This window comes from Phycisphaerales bacterium (assembly GCA_016699835.1).
In the GTDB taxonomy this organism is placed as follows: domain Bacteria; phylum Planctomycetota; class Phycisphaerae; order Phycisphaerales; family UBA1924.
This window is the reverse complement of record CP064987.1, coordinates 2,665,505-2,681,964: the sequence shown is the minus strand read 5'-3', so window position 1 is coordinate 2,681,964 and position 16,460 is coordinate 2,665,505. Positions and strand designations below refer to the sequence as shown.

Here is a 16,460-nt window from a genome sequence, read left to right as displayed (position 1 = left end):
CAGGATCTGGAGGACGTCATGCGTGGTACGCAATGGGGAGTCGCGTTCGCTGCGGCGTGGGCGGTGGTGGCGTGGGGCGGGCCGGTCAAAGATGGCGCGGATGCCGAGGCGGTGCTGAAGCAAAGCGCGGAGGCGATCGCGAAGGTCCGTGTGCTCGGATATCACGCTGATTCGGTCATCGAGAAGGACGGAACGATCGATCCGTCGGCCCCGAAGCACAGCGCCAGCGTCATAGCCGGGCGGGCTGACGCGGGGGGATGGAAACTCGCGGTGAAGGGCGAGGTCACCACGCTCAAGGACGGCACGCCTGAGATCACCTCGATCCAACTCGGGTTCGATGGTGTGCAGGCGCGGGCGATCGTCCCCCAGGAGCAATCGATCTTCGAGCGTTCCGCCGTGTCACTAATAGATGTGGAGACATTCTTCCGAGAGCAGTCGGCGTGGAAGGTCGTCTTCTGGTCGATGCTCGCGGAGACCCCGATGCGGTTTGCGCCGCTCGCCGCGACGCTCGAGGCGCCCCGCACGATCGACGGCGTGGAGTGCGACGTGCTCGCGATCGGGCCTGTGGCCTCCTCGACGAGCAACACAGATGCCCCGGGCGAGGACGAGTTGGGCACGTCGTTCCGCCTCGCGATCGCAAGAAGCGATCACCTGCCTCGGATGGTCGAACGCACGATCGGAGGGCGGGTCCACCGCCTCACGCTCAGCGAAGTGAAGACGGATCGCGACGTTTCCGGTTGGGGGTACACGCTGGCCGTCCCCGATGGATATCGCGTGCGCACCGGCGCCAAGCCACGCACGAACATCGCTCCCGAGACGGATGACCCGAATCCGCTCGCGGGGCCTGGCGTTCGGCGGCCATCAGGGCGGAGCACGAATGAGAGCAAGCCCAGTGAGCGCCGGACCGACCCCGGAATGCTCGCGGTGGGAGACAAGGCACCGGACTTCCAACTCAAGGATCCGGACGGGAAATCCTGGTCGCTCGCGGACTACAAGGGGAAGGTGCTCGTGCTGGACTTCTGGGGCTCGTGGTGCCCGCCGTGTCGCAAGGCGATGCCGGGCATGCAACGTCTGCACGAGAAGTTCAAGGACAAGAACGTCGCGATCGTGGGGATCAACAAGGAGCACGAATCGAAGGCCGACCCGGCGGCGTTCATGCGCGAGCGGAACTACACGTACCAGTTGCTGCTTGGCGCGGACCCGACGCTCGGGCCGTACAAGATCCAGGGGTTTCCGTCGTTCTATGTCATCGACGCGAACGGGCTTGTGGTGTACGGGAGCACTGGGCACTCGCCCGCGCACGAACGCGAGATCGCGTCGGTCGTGGAGTCACTGCTTGGCAATGCGGGCTCAGGCCCATCGGAATCGTCTGATGAGGCCGAGTGATTCGATTCACGGGAGCGGGGTTGCACTGGACCCGGACTCTTCGCTTCTCTCCGATCCATGCTCGGAATCAGGCGATGTCGGCCCGTCTCCGATCGTGCGCCGGATGCGATAGAGCCTCGCGTTCTCGAAGTCGTGGATGAGCACGAGTTGGTCCAGCGAGAGCGTCGACTTGTGGAGGAACTCGAGTTTCTTGTTGAAGTCGTCGAGGGCGGCCTCATCGACGCGCGAGGGCGCGACCATTCTGAGGAGTTCGGGGGGCGTCGTGATGAGTACTAGCGTGTGCGAGCCGTCGGGCGTGTCGCGGGAGATCAGGTCGTTGGAAAGGCCGACTCGCGGGGCGTGGTATTCCAGCACGGGGAGCGTCGGCCAGGCCATCAGCAAGCGATCGTCGGGATGGGCGTTCTGGGTGAGATATTCGGCGACAACTTCCGCGTGTCCAAAGAGGTCGCCCTCACGGATGCCCTCCGGCCCGCGACGGATGACGAGGAAGGCGAGCAGCCCGGAGCCGAGGGCGGCGGAAAGCACCATGGACGTGGAATCGCGCGCGTCGACATCGCGGAAGATCATGTCCCCAAGCCAGACGAGCCCGCTCGCCGCGAGCATGATGTAAACGGGAACGACAAAGATCCACACACCGGGATAGGGCGCTGCCCGTTGGACCAGGAGGATTATTCCGGCGCCCAGGGCGAGCATGATGATCCACGGCACACGGTGCCGAGCGATCCAGAAGTGGGCCACGAACGACGCCCCAAGTCCGAGCGCGATGATGGCGACGATCGGCAAGGGCACGCCGGCATGGAGGTGTCGGAGGAAGTCGCCGCCACGCAAGGCCATCTCGTGCCAGAACTCGGGCGTCGTCATTGGAGTGATGAATCGATTGGCCACGAGCGCCCGGGGCCCGGAGACGACGAGCACGGGGATGTAGGCCAGGAGCGTCAGCCAGACCGTGGCGAGTCCCGAGATCATGAGCCGCCCGAGTCGGGACCATCGCCCGGGTCCTCGCGTGGCCACGAGCGACTCGAGCCCGATCCACAGGCACACACCCAGGAACGGAAAGAGCATGGTGGGCACGGCATGGAACCCGATCGTGCCCACGATGGGGATGCACAGCCAGGCACGAGAGGCGTTGGAGCGCACGCCCCGTGTTGCGAGCGAGATGAGCAGGACTGTCGCCAGGGCAATAATCCCATAGCCGCGCGCATTGGCGGAGTAGTACACGAGATATGGCATGCCCATCGCGATCGCGCTCGCGAGCAGGGCGACACGACGATCGAAGATCGATCGGGCGCCGGCATAGAGCGCGGGAATCGTGAGCACGCCGACGATCAACGCGGGCAAACGGGCCGCCCAGATCTCGCCACTGGAACCGGTCGGGTACCCGAAGACGCGGAGCGCGACATGGCACAGGAAGGTGTAGAAGACGTGGTTGTTCGGGCTTGGGTAGTCGGAAAGGGCGTAGGCGAGCGGGCGCGAGGCGAACGTCATGATGGTGACGGCCTCGTCGCCTCGGATCTCCATCCAGAGGAACGAGACCCGGATGGCGGCGCCGATCAGGAGGAATGCCGCGAGAAGGGCGGCATGGGCCGGCTCTTCGCGCAACCATCGCACCACGCGGTAAGGCGCACGACGGAGGGCATCGATCGCCGTGGCGAGGGCCCGACCGAGCAGGCGACGCACCACGATGAACACGAGAAGCATCGTCCCCGATGACGCGATCAAGACGATGCCCCAGAGCCGGGAACGTTCCACGATCTTGGCTACGCGTTCGAGGGGGAATGTTCTCGCGACGCCATCTGGCGAGGCCTTGTCCATCGCTTCTTTGACGGCCTCGGAGGACATCACGCCGAGTTTGAGCAGTCCGCCCCCAATCGCCGCCGCGACGAGAGCCACAAGGACGATGGCGAGGAGAGCCAGGAGATGTCGCGAGCGGCGGTGGATCATGGTCGGTTGAGATCGGGGCTAGTCGAAGAGGTTGTATCGGACGATGCAGTAGAGCGCCCTGAACCCGTCGCGCCAGCCCACTTTTTTCCCTTCCTCATAGGTCCGCCCGCGATACGAGATGCCGACCTCGTAGATTCGGCAGCGTTTCCGGGCGACCTTGGCGGTGATCTCGGGCTCGAAGCCGAAGCGGTCCTCCTCGATCCGGATCGACTGGATCACCTCGCGACGGAAGACTTTGTAGCCGACCTCGATGTCGGAGAGATTCAAATTCGTGAGCATGTTGGAGGTGAGCGTGAGGGCCTTGTTGGCCATGCTGTGCCAGAAGTACAGCACGCGATGGACCTCGCCGCCGGCAAAGCGCGAGCCGAAGACCACGTCGGCCCGGCCCTCCTCGATCGGTTGCAGGAGTTTGCGATAGTCACCGGGGTCGTACTCGAGGTCGGCGTCCTGGATGATGACGACCTCACCCGTGGCTGCGGCGATCCCGGTCCGCAGTGCGGCCCCTTTGCCCTTGTTGATCGAGTGCTGGATGAGTCGGATGGTCCCGGCATCGGCAAGGGACTGTACTTTGGTTCGCGTGGCATCGGTCGAGCAATCGTCCACGACGATGATCTCGGTATCGAGGCCCTGGGCGCGCACGGCGTCGATCACCTGCACGATCGTGGATTCCTCGTTGAACGCGGGGATGACCACGGAGATCTTCACGCTCGGCCTCGACTTTGGAAATCAACCATTTCGGGAATCAGCCACGAGAGCCCTCGCCACGCCACGGTTCCGGGCACAATATAGGAGTGCGTCGGGCGTCGACCGAGACGGTCGCGTAAGGCCGCATTCTTGGAGGGACCTGTTGGGAACGATCGGGTTGTATCGACATGCCGACGTGTACGACGCGCTGCACCTGCCCGGAACCAGGGCGGAGGTTCGGACGCTCCAGCGCCTCGCCCGGCGATTCGGCGCGATGCCTGCGGCAGGCTCGCATCGGGCTGCGGTCTGGCTGGAACCGGCGTGCGGCACGGCCCGGCACCTGCGGATCGCGGCGGCACGTGGCGCCCGGGTCATCGGGATCGACACCTCGCGCGAGATGCTCGATTTCGCCCGTGCTAGGCTGCGTGAGGCTTCGCTCATTCGACGCGCCAAAATCGTGCAAGGCGACATCGCCCGTGTGGGCGATCTTGTGCCGTCGGCCAGCGTGGACGTGGCCTTCGTCCTCATCAACTCCATCCGCCATCTCGCGACCGACCGGACGATGCTCGATCATCTGCGGGGGATGACGCGTGTGCTCAGGGCGGGTGGGATCTATGCCGTGGGTCTCAGCCTGTCGGCGTATGGATTCGAGCAGGAGAGCGAGGACGTCTGGTCGGCTCGGCACGGGTCTGCGCGTGTGACGCAAGTGGTGCAGTACATCCCGCCGACGCTCGGAAGCCGGCGCGAGCGGGTGATCAGCCATGTCTCGTGCTCCACACGCGCCGGGCGCGTGGTCTTCGAGGATGTCTCCACGTACTGGTTGCGAACCTATAGCCTGGACCAATGGCGTCGGCTCGTGGACCTGGCAGGGCTGTCGGTGCTGGGAGTTGTGGATCAGGATGGCGTGGACACGATGCCCACGGAGCCGGGGTATGCCGTGTGGATCCTTGGCGTTAAGCCGAAGAGTCAAGAACGTGCGATGCGCCCGCCTACTCGACGGTCGCGCCCGCGTTGAGCCTGGCGCCTCCCTCACGGCCGTTCACCACCACGATCACGCGCTGCCCTCGCAGGCGTTTCGCGGCATTCTGCACGACGAATCGGCGCACGACGCTCTCGCCCGCCGCAAGGTTCGGGACCGATGCGGTGAGGCGTGGCGATCCCGGCGCGTGGGCGATGAGCGAGTACCCCTCGCTCTCGCCGCTGAGTCTGGAGAGTGTGGCCTCGATGATGACGTTCTCGCCCTGCACGCGAGCGGCTGCAGAGAGCGAGAGCGATTCCAGACCGATCGTCACTGGGCGAACGATTTTCATGCTCGGCAGTTGCTCGCGCGCGGCGGCGTCGATCTGGAGCACGAACTGGTGGTCGCCCGTCTCGACGCCGGGCCCGAAGGAGACCGTGAATGGGAGACGCACCTCACGCCCCGGCGCCACGGAAAACTCGTGGGCGCGAGGCGAGATACGCCACTCGAGCGTGCGATCAACGTCGGGGCCGCGGCCCGGCTCCACGACGCTGATCTTCCCGCTGAGTTGCACGTTCCACGGGTTCGAAAGGACGATCGCGTGATCGTGGAGGTCGTTGGTCGCGGGGATCAGTTCGGGATCGATGCGGATCGAGGCGAGGAAGAGGGCCAGGGGGATGTCGATGCCATCGATGTACATCGGCTCGGGCGAGAGCGCGATGCGCGAGACGAGGCCCGACTCGGCGCTCGAGAGGGCGCTCGTGCGGTCGTTCCCGAAGAGATCGCGCACGGCGACGGGGAAGTTGCCGAAATAGCCCTCGACGTAGGACTTCTCAACAGGTGCCGTTTGATTCCAGGCGACGAGCAAGCCGGGGTCGCCGGCGCGATCCGCGCGGGGACCAAAGATATAGCACCGGACGCCCTCCGGCGCGGGATACTCACCAATGTATGATCGCGCACCCAACTCCTGCGCCATCGCCGCGAAGGCAACGAGTTCCGGGCGGGGCATCGCGACCGGGGTCCGCCGCGAGGGAACATCCCATGGCTGCACGAGATCGAGCCGGAACTTCGTCGAGTGGGCGAGCATGGAAACGCCACGGCGCACAAGGGCCGCTGCAGACTCGATGGGGAGCACGCGACCGATCGAACTCGTCTCCAGGGCGGCGGCCTCGGGACGCGTCGGGAGTTGCTCCATCGCGCTGGCAATATCCGCGGCGGCATCGGGGATCAGTTCGTGACCCACACGCACGCTCAACGCCCCGGCGTCCTTGGCGTCGGCGATCTCGATCACCCTCGGCTCGGCCGGAACAACCAGATGCGGCTTCACCACCGACGGCAGGTACGCGTGGGCCACGAGACGAAGATCCGACGCGAGACGCTCGGCGTGGACGTCGGCCTCGGCGGACTGCCCGATCTGCCACCCCGCCGCCCGCTGCCCGAAGACATCGAGATAGTTCTCGAGGAACGGCATCCACTTCGCGCGCTCGGTGGCGAGATACTCCATCACCGTCATCGGCTCGTGCGCGGGCAGTGCGCTGGGAAGGGTCGGGAGCGCGATCGTGACGCGCTTGCCCTGGCTCATCAGTTCATCGATCGTCGCGCGGATGACGCGATTCGTCTCGTCGAGAGGGCTGGTCACCGTCTTTGACGACCACACGGGAATCGTGACGCTCGAGATGCCCAGGACCTGGCTCGCGCGGCGTGTGGCTCGCAAGCCGGGCATGCTCGCGTCGTCCACCACCAGTCCGAAACGCGCGGTCCAGTCCGGACGCAACGCCTCGGTGGCGATCCGGTTCGGAAGCCAAGCGAGATCGACATAGTCCGCCCCGACGCGGGCGTCGTTGTTCCACACATCGAGCACCACGCGGAACCAGCCCGGCTCGGGGAGCGTGGGAACCCAGTCCACCGACCGCTGCCCCGGACGAAGTTCGCGCTCGGCTTGGTCCACCGTGATCCCGCGCACGTCAACGGCCGTGAGCGTGACACGGAGGGACTCACCCGTGAGGTCCCGAACGCGCACCCGAACGCCCGGCGGCGACTGTTCCCAGGAGATATTGGACTCGACGTTCGACTCGAGTTCGAGCCTGGGAAGTTGGACGACGCTGACGTCGTCGAAGTACGCCTCGCCGCGGTAGTCCTGGGGGAGCGTGTGGCGATTGGGCGAGGTCTGCGGCACGAGTTGTGCCGGCTGGAGGAGTTCGAGTTGGATTTGGACGAACGCCGCCCCGGGCTGGTTGCCGCGGAGTTCGACGTAGACATCCACAAAGTCGGACTCGGCGAGGATCGGCTCGGACGATTGCTCGGTTCCCTGGATCGGGACGGAATCGGCAGAGAGCAGCCGCGCGGTGACGCGCGCCCGGGCGTGCTGGAGGCCCCGCGTGCGGACGCGTGCGGCGACGAAATAGTCGGCGGACTGAAAGATCGGAACGACGCCGGGATCCAGGACCAGCCGCGTGCCGCCACCGGCCGTGGGGAGACGAATGCACGAGACCCCCGACGGCGGACGAGGGAGTCCGGAGGTCGGCGTCCAGACGAGGAGGCCGCCCTTGTTCCACGCGGGGAAGTCCGGCGTGTCGTTGGTCGCCCGGTCGTAGAGACGGGTCCAGTATCGCGGGACGGCGTCGGGGTTCTTGCCATCCTGCTCGAAGTCGAACGTCCGCACGACACGCCCGGCGAAGGTGGGACGCCATCCTGTCGAGGCGTGGTCGATCGGTACCGGCTGGGCCGACAAGAAGCGCGGCGCGACAAGGATCGCGATCAGAACGATGAGCAACGGGACCAGGTGCGGGACGGCACGGCGCATGGAATCGTTATCGGCTGGGATCCGGGCCGGGCTGAATGGACGGGCGGTATTGACCGGCGATTCGAGCAAAATACGGTCACTTGCCCAGCACCTGGTGGCGCCGATCCACGAGCCGGGCGGCCCAGGCGAGCAACGCCCCGGCGGCCAGGACATGCACGATGAGCAGACCGGCGAGGACCATGATGTACTGGAGGTGCGTCACTCTTCCGATGTCAAAGAGATCGACCGGGGGGCGTGAACTCCCATATCCCCGATCGTGCAACCCCGAGACCAGCGTGCAGACAACATGGGCCGGGGGATGAGCAAGGGCGAGCGCTTGGGCGGCGTCGTCGGAGTCGTGAATCCCCAGAAACGCGTCGGCCATCGCGAGAAGCACAAAGGGAACCACCCAGACACCGATCATGAACGCGAGATTGTGGACCGCGGCCCGGGTCGTGCTGCGCGAGATGGTGCTGAAGAAGATGCCGCTCGCCGCGAGGAGGATCACGCCGCTGAACATCGCCAGAAGGAGTTCGATCGCGATCGGAATGCTCCGCGCGCCCGGAGAGAGCAGCGCCACAACAAACACATACGCCGCACAGATCAGGGGCACGAGGGTGAATCGCCGGACCACGCCCCAGTACTTTCCGGCAAGGATCTCGATGCGCGCCATCGGCGTCGTCAACAGGACATCGAGGGCGCGGGACTCTCGCTCGCCCGTGATAGCGTCGGTCGTTCCGATCGTGGCGAGGATGAAATAGATAAACCCGCTGGCACAGACGGCGACGGTCGCGAGGATGGCGTGATTCTCTTCATCGCCGCCCTTCACCATGATCATGACGTGAAGAAAGATGACGATCGCCACGCCGACGATGGCCGCGGCGATGGACGACTTCTTCGAACGGAAGATCGGCTGACGCATCTCACGCCAGAGGACGGGCTGGTCGCCGACCTCACGACTGACGCGTGTCTGGGGGAGAGTCACACCCGCCACCGGTTGAGGAATCGCCGGCGGAAGAGAGGGCACCCCCGACGCGGCAACACCCACCACCGGGTCGGGCGTGCCGGGCGATGCCTGTGGCGTCGACGTTGTCGGGGTATTCGGCGAAGCAACGGCGACCGCGGATGCGGCTTCCCCGGTCGCCTCCTTGAGCATCGCCTTGCGGAACCGCGCGACCGCAAGGAGCACGAAGACGATCGCGAGGAAAAGATTCCAACCCACGTTCGCCCAGACGACCGGCATTACGAGCATCGGCGGGGCATCGCCCATAAGTTGCGTCATGAGCAGGATGACCGCGAACGGTGTGGAGCAGGACCCGGCGATCGCGAACTCAACAATCGGGAATCCTCCAACCTGACGCGCCACCGCGATCATCATCACACCCAGCGAGAGCAATCCGTTCAGGAGCACGATCCACCCGAACGCCATCGACGCCGCCCGGAGCGGCGTCTTCGCGTTTACCGAGCACGCAAGCCCGATGCTGCACCCGCTGATCGCGAAGGCCAGGAGCATCGCCTCGAACCCTATGATCGTTTCGGTCGAGACGCCGCCGAAGACGCGCACGGCGAGCAGCACCGGGAGCGAGACGAGCGCGAGCACGATCACCTGCACGAGGCAGGCGAAGAGTTTGCCCAGGACGATCTGCATCGACGTGAGCGGTGTCGTGAGCAGGGCCGAGAGCGTCCCCTTGCGACGCTCGTCGCAGAGTTGGGCCGAGGTCAGAATCGGTGGGACGAGGAGCATGAAGACGCCCTGGACGGCCACGGTTCCGATGGTGAGGGCCGGGGCGATCGTCTCGAGCAGGCTGAGTTGTGCGAGCCCCGACCGTACGCCACGCCCTGTGGACATCATCCCTACATAGATCAGCGTGCCGATCACCAGCAGCACGAGCGTGTAGATCATCCGCTGAAGGAACGGGCCCGACTTCCGCCCGGCAACATAGACCTCCTTCGCGAAGATCGGGCTGCGGAGTTGGCTCGCCCAGTAGACCGGATTGAGTGCGCGGAGTCGCATGGCGTGCTACTGGAGCGCTCCTGTCGTGAGTTTCAGGAAGGCGTCCTCAAGTTTGATCTGGTGGGCGTCGAAACGCAGGATGCGCCCGCCGGCCTTGGAGATCTCGTCGATGACGAAGCCGTGATCGTGGACGCCAGGGTGGAGTTCGATCTCCAGGCCCTCAACCGCGGGCAGGGGCGGCGGCTCCGCGGCGGTCCCGTGAGCCGAGGACGATTCATCAGGAAGAGTCGATGCGGCCAGTGCAAAGTTGGGCGGCGACTTCACGACACGGGCTGCGCGGATGGAATTGTTCAGGGTCAATCGATCCGCGATGGACTGTGCCGAGTTCCCGCCCGGCTCGACGCGGATCAGGACATCGACGCGTTCATGCCCACCCAGTTCGCGCGTGCGCTTGAAGGCGTCGGCCATGGAGCCGAAGTAGAGCAGTTTCCCTCGCTCGATAATGCCGATGCACGTGGACATCTCGCCGAGTTCGCTCAGGATGTGCGACGAGACCATGAGGGTCTTGCCCATGCGCCCGAGTTCCTGCAGGAGCGATCGCATCTCGATGCGGGCGCGCGGGTCGAGGCCGCTCGCCGGCTCGTCGAGCAGGAGGACCTTGGGATCGTGGAGGAGAACGCGGGCGACGCCGAGTCGTTGCTGCATGCCCCGCGAGAGGGAATCGACCATGGCGTCGCGCTTCTCACGCAGATCGGTGAGTTCGAGAACACCGTCGATGGTCTTGGAGCGCTCGCCCCGCGGGATCTTGAAGGCCGCGGCGAAGAAGCCGAGATACTCATGGACGGTGAGGTCGTCGTAGACCCCGAGAAAATCGGGCATGTAACCGATAACGCGCCGGATGTCCTCCATCCGCGTCTCGCAATCCAGCCCGGCGACGGAGGCCCTGCCCGACGAGGGTTTCGTGAGGCCCGCGAGGATCTTCATAGTGGTGGACTTGCCCGCGCCGTTGGGCCCGATGAATCCGAAGATCTCGCCCGGCCCGATGTCGAGCGTGAGGGCGTCGAGCGCGACGAGCGAGCCGAAGGACTTGGTGAGGTTGCGCGTCGAGATCATGGTTCGTTGGCTCCGCTCTCGCCGACGGCTCCGGGTGTGCCTGCGGCGGGCGACGTGATCCACTCTGGTTTGGGTGAGGTGCCGGTGTCTCTCTTGTCAACCGATTCGATACTGGGCAGTCCGAGCGCGGCCTTGAACTCTTCGGAAAGCGGCAGAAGCACACGCAGCGATCGCGTCGTCTTCATGTTGATTCGCTCCACACGCGTGGCCGACTGACCAGCAATGGCGACACCATCCGTGTCGCCCACGATCGTGAGATGCATCACGCCCCAATGGCCCGAGTGGATCATGGCATCGATCGCCTGCGATCGCTCACGAGGTCCGATGAGATCGGTCGAGGTCACCGTGCCGAGATTCATGTACGCGTAATCGTTGTTCTGTCGATTCATCCCGGACGTTGGCGGCGGCGACGTGCTCTTGGAGGGTTTGGTGTAGATCAGACCTTCGCCATTCTCGATTGGCGTGGTGCTCGCGAACGTGATCCACGCGTTCTCAACCTCGAGCGCGGGCGGTTGGGTGATGGTCCACCCCGGGCGTGTCTTCACAACAACCATTGGGCCGGTTTGGTCGCCGTTGCTGCTGTTGAGTTCGAACTTCACCGGGAGGCTTGTTGTGCCCGATGGGGCGGAATCGACAAACGTTCGAGCCGTCCACTGGGGGATCGCGAACGGCACCAGCGCACACTGCCTGGGCGAGCCGGGGCTGGGTCGGAGATGATCGAGTTGGACGACCCGTCGTCCCTTCCCCGACTGATCAGGATCACGCCAGGTCATGACCTCAGGCTGGACCGGGCGCCACCACGTCCCCGCCTGCGAGTCCTCGATATTCATCTGGAGGTATCGCCCCGCAAAGACGCCGGTGACGCCGTCGCGCCACACCAGCGTGTTCCCGGATTCGTCTACGATCGCGTCCTCTTGCGTCAGTCGGAACATGGCACTCGGCGCGGCACGCACGATCCTCGGAAGATACCATGCACCCAGGGTCGCAAGCACGATCCATCCCAAGGCCGTGATCCACCAGTGCTGGCGCCACTTCATGAACCTCAGCCACAGCATGTCGCCCGGGCCCAGGAGCAGGCCGAGCGCGAGCACGACCAGTCCGAGCGTCAGGAACGTGCCGTGCCCCACGGGGGGGATCACGCTGACGCTCTCGAGGCAGTTCACAATCGCCTGGGCGCTTCGGATGTCGGATGAGGCACGCGGGGAATAACTGTCCCAATACCAGTTCCCGCTCTCACGGGCGTCGTTGAGACCCTTCCATAGGTGGTCGAGCGTCGGCGAGAGCAGGGCGTCCCACACCATTGCCGAGGCGCCCGAGTGGACGATCCTTGGAACGTCGGTCGGATCACAACCCACGAGCGTGACCATGCCCAGCCCGACCGGGCCGGTTGCCACCGCACCCGTGCGTACACCCGAGGCCTCGAGCGAATCGAGCACCGCGTCATCATCGAGTGTCCACCCGAGGCGCCGGCCAGCATCCGTCAGCCGTAGCGCTCGCACGCGGATCGTGGACGAGACCTCCACGCTCGTGGCGTCACTCGATTTCATCCTGGCAAAGGCGTTCCATCGCTCCACCGCTTTGGCGATCCGGTCCGGCGTCGCGACCGGCGTGCTCTCCAGGGCCTCGACCGGCGTGGCACTCACGGAGTTCTGGGGCGGCTCGACGAATCGTCGCCACTCGGTGCCGGCGCCGTCCACCACGACAAACAGGCTGCCCCCCGAATGCACCCAATCCATGAGGGCCCGGATCGATTCGTTCGACGCACGATCCTCGTCCTTGGTGCCGAGATCGCCTCGAACGACCACCACGTCCGCGCCACGGTACACGATCCATGATGTGGGCATCGATTCCGGTTCGACACGAACCACCGCGGCGGAGGCCAGCGCGGCCTTCGCGTCATTCGCGACGGGCTGAGGCTTTGGATTTGGGGTGCCGACGTATCCATTCCGCGGCGCGGAAGTCTCGGCCTCCTTCTCGCCGAGGCGCACATCCTCCACCACCCACACGCTCGGCTGGCGCTGCCCAACAAAGACCGGAAGCGCCCGTGGTCCGGGACCCGTGAGCGCGTTCGAGACCGTGGTGAACTCGAACGTTCTTCTCCTCCACGGGTTGTCCGCCTCGAACGTGATCCCCACGCTCGAGAGTCCCCACGACAACGGAATGGCAATCTCGATCGGCGTGTCGTCCGCCATGGTCGCCGAGAACCCCGTCGAGACCGCCACCTCGTGCAGATCGTCCTGCTTCGCGGTCACCGTCATCAAACCGGAGACCGGGCCTCGCATCGAACGCACATGGACGACGATCGGCGTCCACTCGAGGCTGACGGCCCGCTTGCCCGCGACGCCCCAATCCACACGCGTGATGTCCACCTCGAGCCGGCGCTGAGCGATCGAGGGCGACGCGGCGGCGAGCAACGCGATCACCGCCGCCGCCACCCACGACGCGATCAACCGCGAGTGGCTCACACTTGCACCTTCCGGTTGTACACGAACCACTCGAGCATGATGATCGCGAGCGCTCCCAAAAGGATCCAGGGCCAGAGCGGGCGGTTGCCATCGCTGCTCGATCTGGCCGCAGCCTCGACGTTCTTATTGGGAAGCGCGATCGTCGATGCCGCGCGCGTGTCGGATTCCGCGCCATCGAGCAGATTCGCCGTGAAATACCGAGCCGCCCGCCCGCCGACGGTGATGTCGGAAGGCCCCATCGACCCGTCCCAGGTCATGCGATACACGCCCGATGTTCCCACGGGACCGAACGTGACCCGGGCATCGGGGCTGAGCGCGAGCGACTCCTTCTCGTTCCCCGGGAGGTCGATCGTGATGTCCTTTGCGTCCGAGGGCAACCGATCGGAGATCACCGACCCCGGCGACACCATTCGCGCGGCCACGCCCTGTTCGAACCCCTCGCCCATGTACGAAACCATCGACGCCCCGACGACGACATACGACACGTTCCACGGCCAGGTGCTGTCGAGCGGGTGGAAAGCCGTCACGATCGCGTGCGTATCGGGCGTCGTTACCTCAAGCATCAGCGGTCCCTTGTCGCCCATCGCGAGCGTGATCGCCCCGCCACCGGGAGCGATCGAGACCTGTCGCGACTCGGCAATATTCACGGGGTCTAGGTCGGCGCCATCGAGCACCGGATGCTCGCGGTTCCAGTGGAGAAAGCCCTGCGAACCGGCCTCACCCGTGGTCTGCAGAGGTGCCTCGGGACCCGTCGGGATCGATCCAAAGACGATGTAACGACCCGGAGGCAACCCACTTGGCGTCAGAGCCACCTTCGGGAGCACGCGATCGAGCACGACCACGTCGTAGTCCGTCGCCTTTCCCTGCGACGCCAGTTTCTCGAACTGGGCGAGCGACATCGTGTCCACCTTGGATAGTCGCAGCACGCTCAGGAGAGACTCGAGGAAGAGATCGCCATCGCTCACGAGGGCGACCGACATCCGCTTCGCCGGCGGCACCACAAGCCACGCGCGATTGTCCGTCGCCAAGACATCCCCCGCCGGAGACTCCGGACTGCTGGGCTGTCGCAGCGTCACCTGGATGAGCGCGGCCTCGGGGCGATCGAGTTTGAAGACCGTGCCACCGACGCCGGGTGTGATCGCTGTCGCCGCGTCCGCCGCGTCGCCACCCTGGATTGGCATTGCCGCCTTCGGAACAAGGACGGCACGGATCTGCGCCGTCGTGTCGTTCACGCGGAGTTCAACATCGATCGCACGCTCGATCGCCTCGTTGTTCTGAAGCCCCACAAAGATCGAGAGTTCTTTGGGATCATCGAACGATCGCTCGGCCCGGATCGACGTGATCGCGACGTTTCCGCTCCCCGCCTTGCCGACCTGGTGATACTCGAACGAGCGCTCCGGTCCCGGCTTGGCGGCCGAGAGATCCGAGATTCGACCGTCGGACCAGAGGTGCAGCGCCAGATCGTTGTCGTCGGAGAAGAGTTCCTCGGACGTGATGGTGCTGTTGCTGCCCGTATCGGTGATGACGCGCTGCTTGCCCTGCGCTCGAACGAGCCGCAACGCCTCCTCGATCGACGTCCTCGCATCGGTCGGCTGGATCGAGCGGATCGCGTCGCTCAGGCGCGCCTTGTCGGAGGTGAAGTTCTGGAGGATGGCCGCCGACGCGTCGAAGGCGATGATCATCGCCTCGTCCCCGCCGCCGACCCCCGCCGTGGCAAAGGCCGAGCCTTCACGCAAGGACGCGACGAGTGCCAGCGCCTGCTCTTTCGCGGCGTCGAGACGCGAGCGGAACCCGCCACGCCCGTCGGGCTCGTCGTTCGACGACATGCTCGCCGAGCGGTCGATCAGGATGATGTGCCGCTGCGAATCGAGCGCGATCCGAGAGATCTGCGGCTGGGCGATCGCGAAGAGCATCCCGCCCAGGATCAGGAGTTGGAGCAGGAGCAGAATGTTCCGGCGGAGACGCTGGAACGGCGCGTTCGCCTGCAGATCCTGGATCGCCTTCTTCCAGAGCAGCGTTGTCGAGATCTCGACGTTGCGCCGGCGCAGTTTCAGGAAGTACAGGATGATCAGCGACGGGATGGCGATCGCCGCCGCCACACCCGCGAGGATCGGCGTGAGATACGTCATCGCACGATCCCTCGCTTCCTCAGGTAATCGAGCACGAGCGTCTCGATCGGCGTGTCGCTGCGCACCGTCAGCAGTTGCATGTCACGCCGCAGGCAGAACTCACGGAGTTGGTCGCAGTATGCCGCGAGGTTGGACTTGTACCGCTTGAGGAGCGGCGCGGAGATCGTGACGTCGGCCGTGTCGCCGTCCTCGATGTCCTTCAGTCGAAGATCGCCCGCGATCCCGTCGCCGGGCTTGCCGCCGCGCCCGCCGCCCGCGGGATCGACCTCCTGGGGCGAGAGAACCTGCACGCAGAAGACGTCATACCCGCCGCCGACGAGCATCCGCAGCCCCTGCTCATACCCCTCCTTGAAGAAGAAGTCGGAGAAGACGAGCATGATCCCCTTGCCGCGCCGGGTCAGCGTGATGCGCTCCGCCGCCGCACGGAACGAGAGCGCCCCGCCCGGGCGGAGCGAGCAGACCCATCGCGAGAGATCGAGCACGCGACGCCGCCCGCGCAGGTCGCGGATCGTCGCCCCCACCGCGAGCGAGGGCTGCACGCCGTTCTCCTCGCCGTCGCTCTCCTCACGCCCGCCCGTCCAGCCGCCCATCGACGTCGCGCCGACGCGGTTGAGATTCACGAGCCCGACGTACCCCAGCGCCATCGCGGCCTTCTGCATGAACAAGAACTTGTTCGGGTCGCCGCAGTCGCTCGACGCCGACGCGTCGATCACGAGATGCAGCGAGAGATCCTCTTCCTCAAGAAAGAGCTTCAGAAAGAGTTTGTCGAGCCGCCCGAAGATGTTCCAATCGATGTGCCGGATGTCGTCGCCCATGACATACGGGCGATGGTCGGCGAACTCGACGGACTCACCCCGCTTCTTGCTGCGGCGTTCGCCCTTGAGTTTGCCGAAGAAAACCTTTCGGCTCTGGAGATCGAGCGGATCAAGCCGCGCGATCAACTCGCCGGGGAGCAGATCCTCGAGGGACTGGGGACGCTTGGTGGAGAGGCTCTTGAGCATGGGAGAAGGCGAACGCAGAGGACACAAAGGGAAGGCGAGGAAAACAA

General features: G+C 65.4%; 10 protein-coding genes. 2 read left to right on the top strand and 8 right to left on the bottom strand.

The window, feature by feature from the left end:
- The first annotated feature begins 18 nt into the window (after positions 1-18).
- Positions 19-1,386: a TlpA family protein disulfide reductase gene (locus IPK69_11035; protein QQS08513.1), complete on the top strand. Its 1,368-nt coding sequence runs from the start codon at positions 19-21 to the stop codon at positions 1,384-1,386.
- Between the two features lie 6 nt (positions 1,387-1,392).
- Here the strand turns inward: IPK69_11035 and IPK69_11030 are convergent, their stop codons facing one another.
- Positions 1,393-3,327 carry a glycosyltransferase family 39 protein gene (locus IPK69_11030; GenBank protein QQS08512.1) on the bottom strand — a complete coding sequence of 645 codons (1,935 nt, stop codon included), beginning with the start codon at positions 3,325-3,327 and terminating at the stop codon, positions 1,393-1,395.
- Between the two features lie 18 nt (positions 3,328-3,345).
- On the bottom strand, positions 3,346-4,032 hold the full coding sequence (locus IPK69_11025; GenBank protein QQS08511.1) for a glycosyltransferase family 2 protein: 687 nt from the start codon (positions 4,030-4,032) through the stop codon (positions 3,346-3,348).
- A 142-nt stretch (positions 4,033-4,174) separates the two neighbouring features.
- On the opposite strand from IPK69_11025, the gene IPK69_11020 reads away from it, so the two are divergent.
- Positions 4,175-5,026, top strand: a complete 852-nt coding sequence (locus IPK69_11020) for a class I SAM-dependent methyltransferase (GenBank protein ID QQS08510.1) — start codon at positions 4,175-4,177, stop codon at positions 5,024-5,026.
- Here IPK69_11020 and IPK69_11015 read toward each other — a convergent pair.
- The 6 genes from IPK69_11015 to IPK69_10990 all read right to left on the bottom strand — a co-directional run bounded on the left by IPK69_11015 (position 5,001) and on the right by IPK69_10990 (position 16,413).
- The gene (locus tag IPK69_11015) at positions 5,001-7,772 is read right to left on the bottom strand and encodes a hypothetical protein (GenBank protein ID QQS08509.1); all 2,772 of its coding nucleotides are present in this window, start codon (positions 7,770-7,772) and stop codon (positions 5,001-5,003) included. The two genes, IPK69_11020 and IPK69_11015, sit on opposite strands and share 26 nt — an antisense overlap.
- A 76-nt stretch (positions 7,773-7,848) precedes the next feature.
- Complete coding sequence (locus IPK69_11010; GenBank protein QQS08508.1) at positions 7,849-9,765, bottom strand: ABC transporter permease subunit; 1,917 nt, start codon at positions 9,763-9,765, stop codon at positions 7,849-7,851.
- A gap of 6 nt (positions 9,766-9,771) precedes the next feature.
- The gene (locus IPK69_11005; protein ID QQS08507.1) at positions 9,772-10,818 is read right to left on the bottom strand and encodes an ABC transporter ATP-binding protein; all 1,047 of its coding nucleotides are present in this window, start codon (positions 10,816-10,818) and stop codon (positions 9,772-9,774) included.
- Complete coding sequence (locus IPK69_11000) at positions 10,815-13,283, bottom strand: hypothetical protein (GenBank protein QQS08506.1); 2,469 nt, start codon at positions 13,281-13,283, stop codon at positions 10,815-10,817. Before IPK69_11000 ends, IPK69_11005 begins: the two co-directional genes overlap by 4 nt.
- Entirely contained in the window at positions 13,280-15,412 is a 2,133-nt protein-coding gene (locus IPK69_10995) for a BatA and WFA domain-containing protein (GenBank protein ID QQS08505.1), read from the bottom strand. Before IPK69_10995 ends, IPK69_11000 begins: the two co-directional genes overlap by 4 nt.
- Positions 15,409-16,413 carry a DUF58 domain-containing protein gene (locus IPK69_10990; protein QQS08504.1) on the bottom strand — a complete coding sequence of 335 codons (1,005 nt, stop codon included), beginning with the start codon at positions 16,411-16,413 and terminating at the stop codon, positions 15,409-15,411. Before IPK69_10990 ends, IPK69_10995 begins: the two co-directional genes overlap by 4 nt.
- Positions 16,414-16,460: the final 47 nt, after the last annotated feature.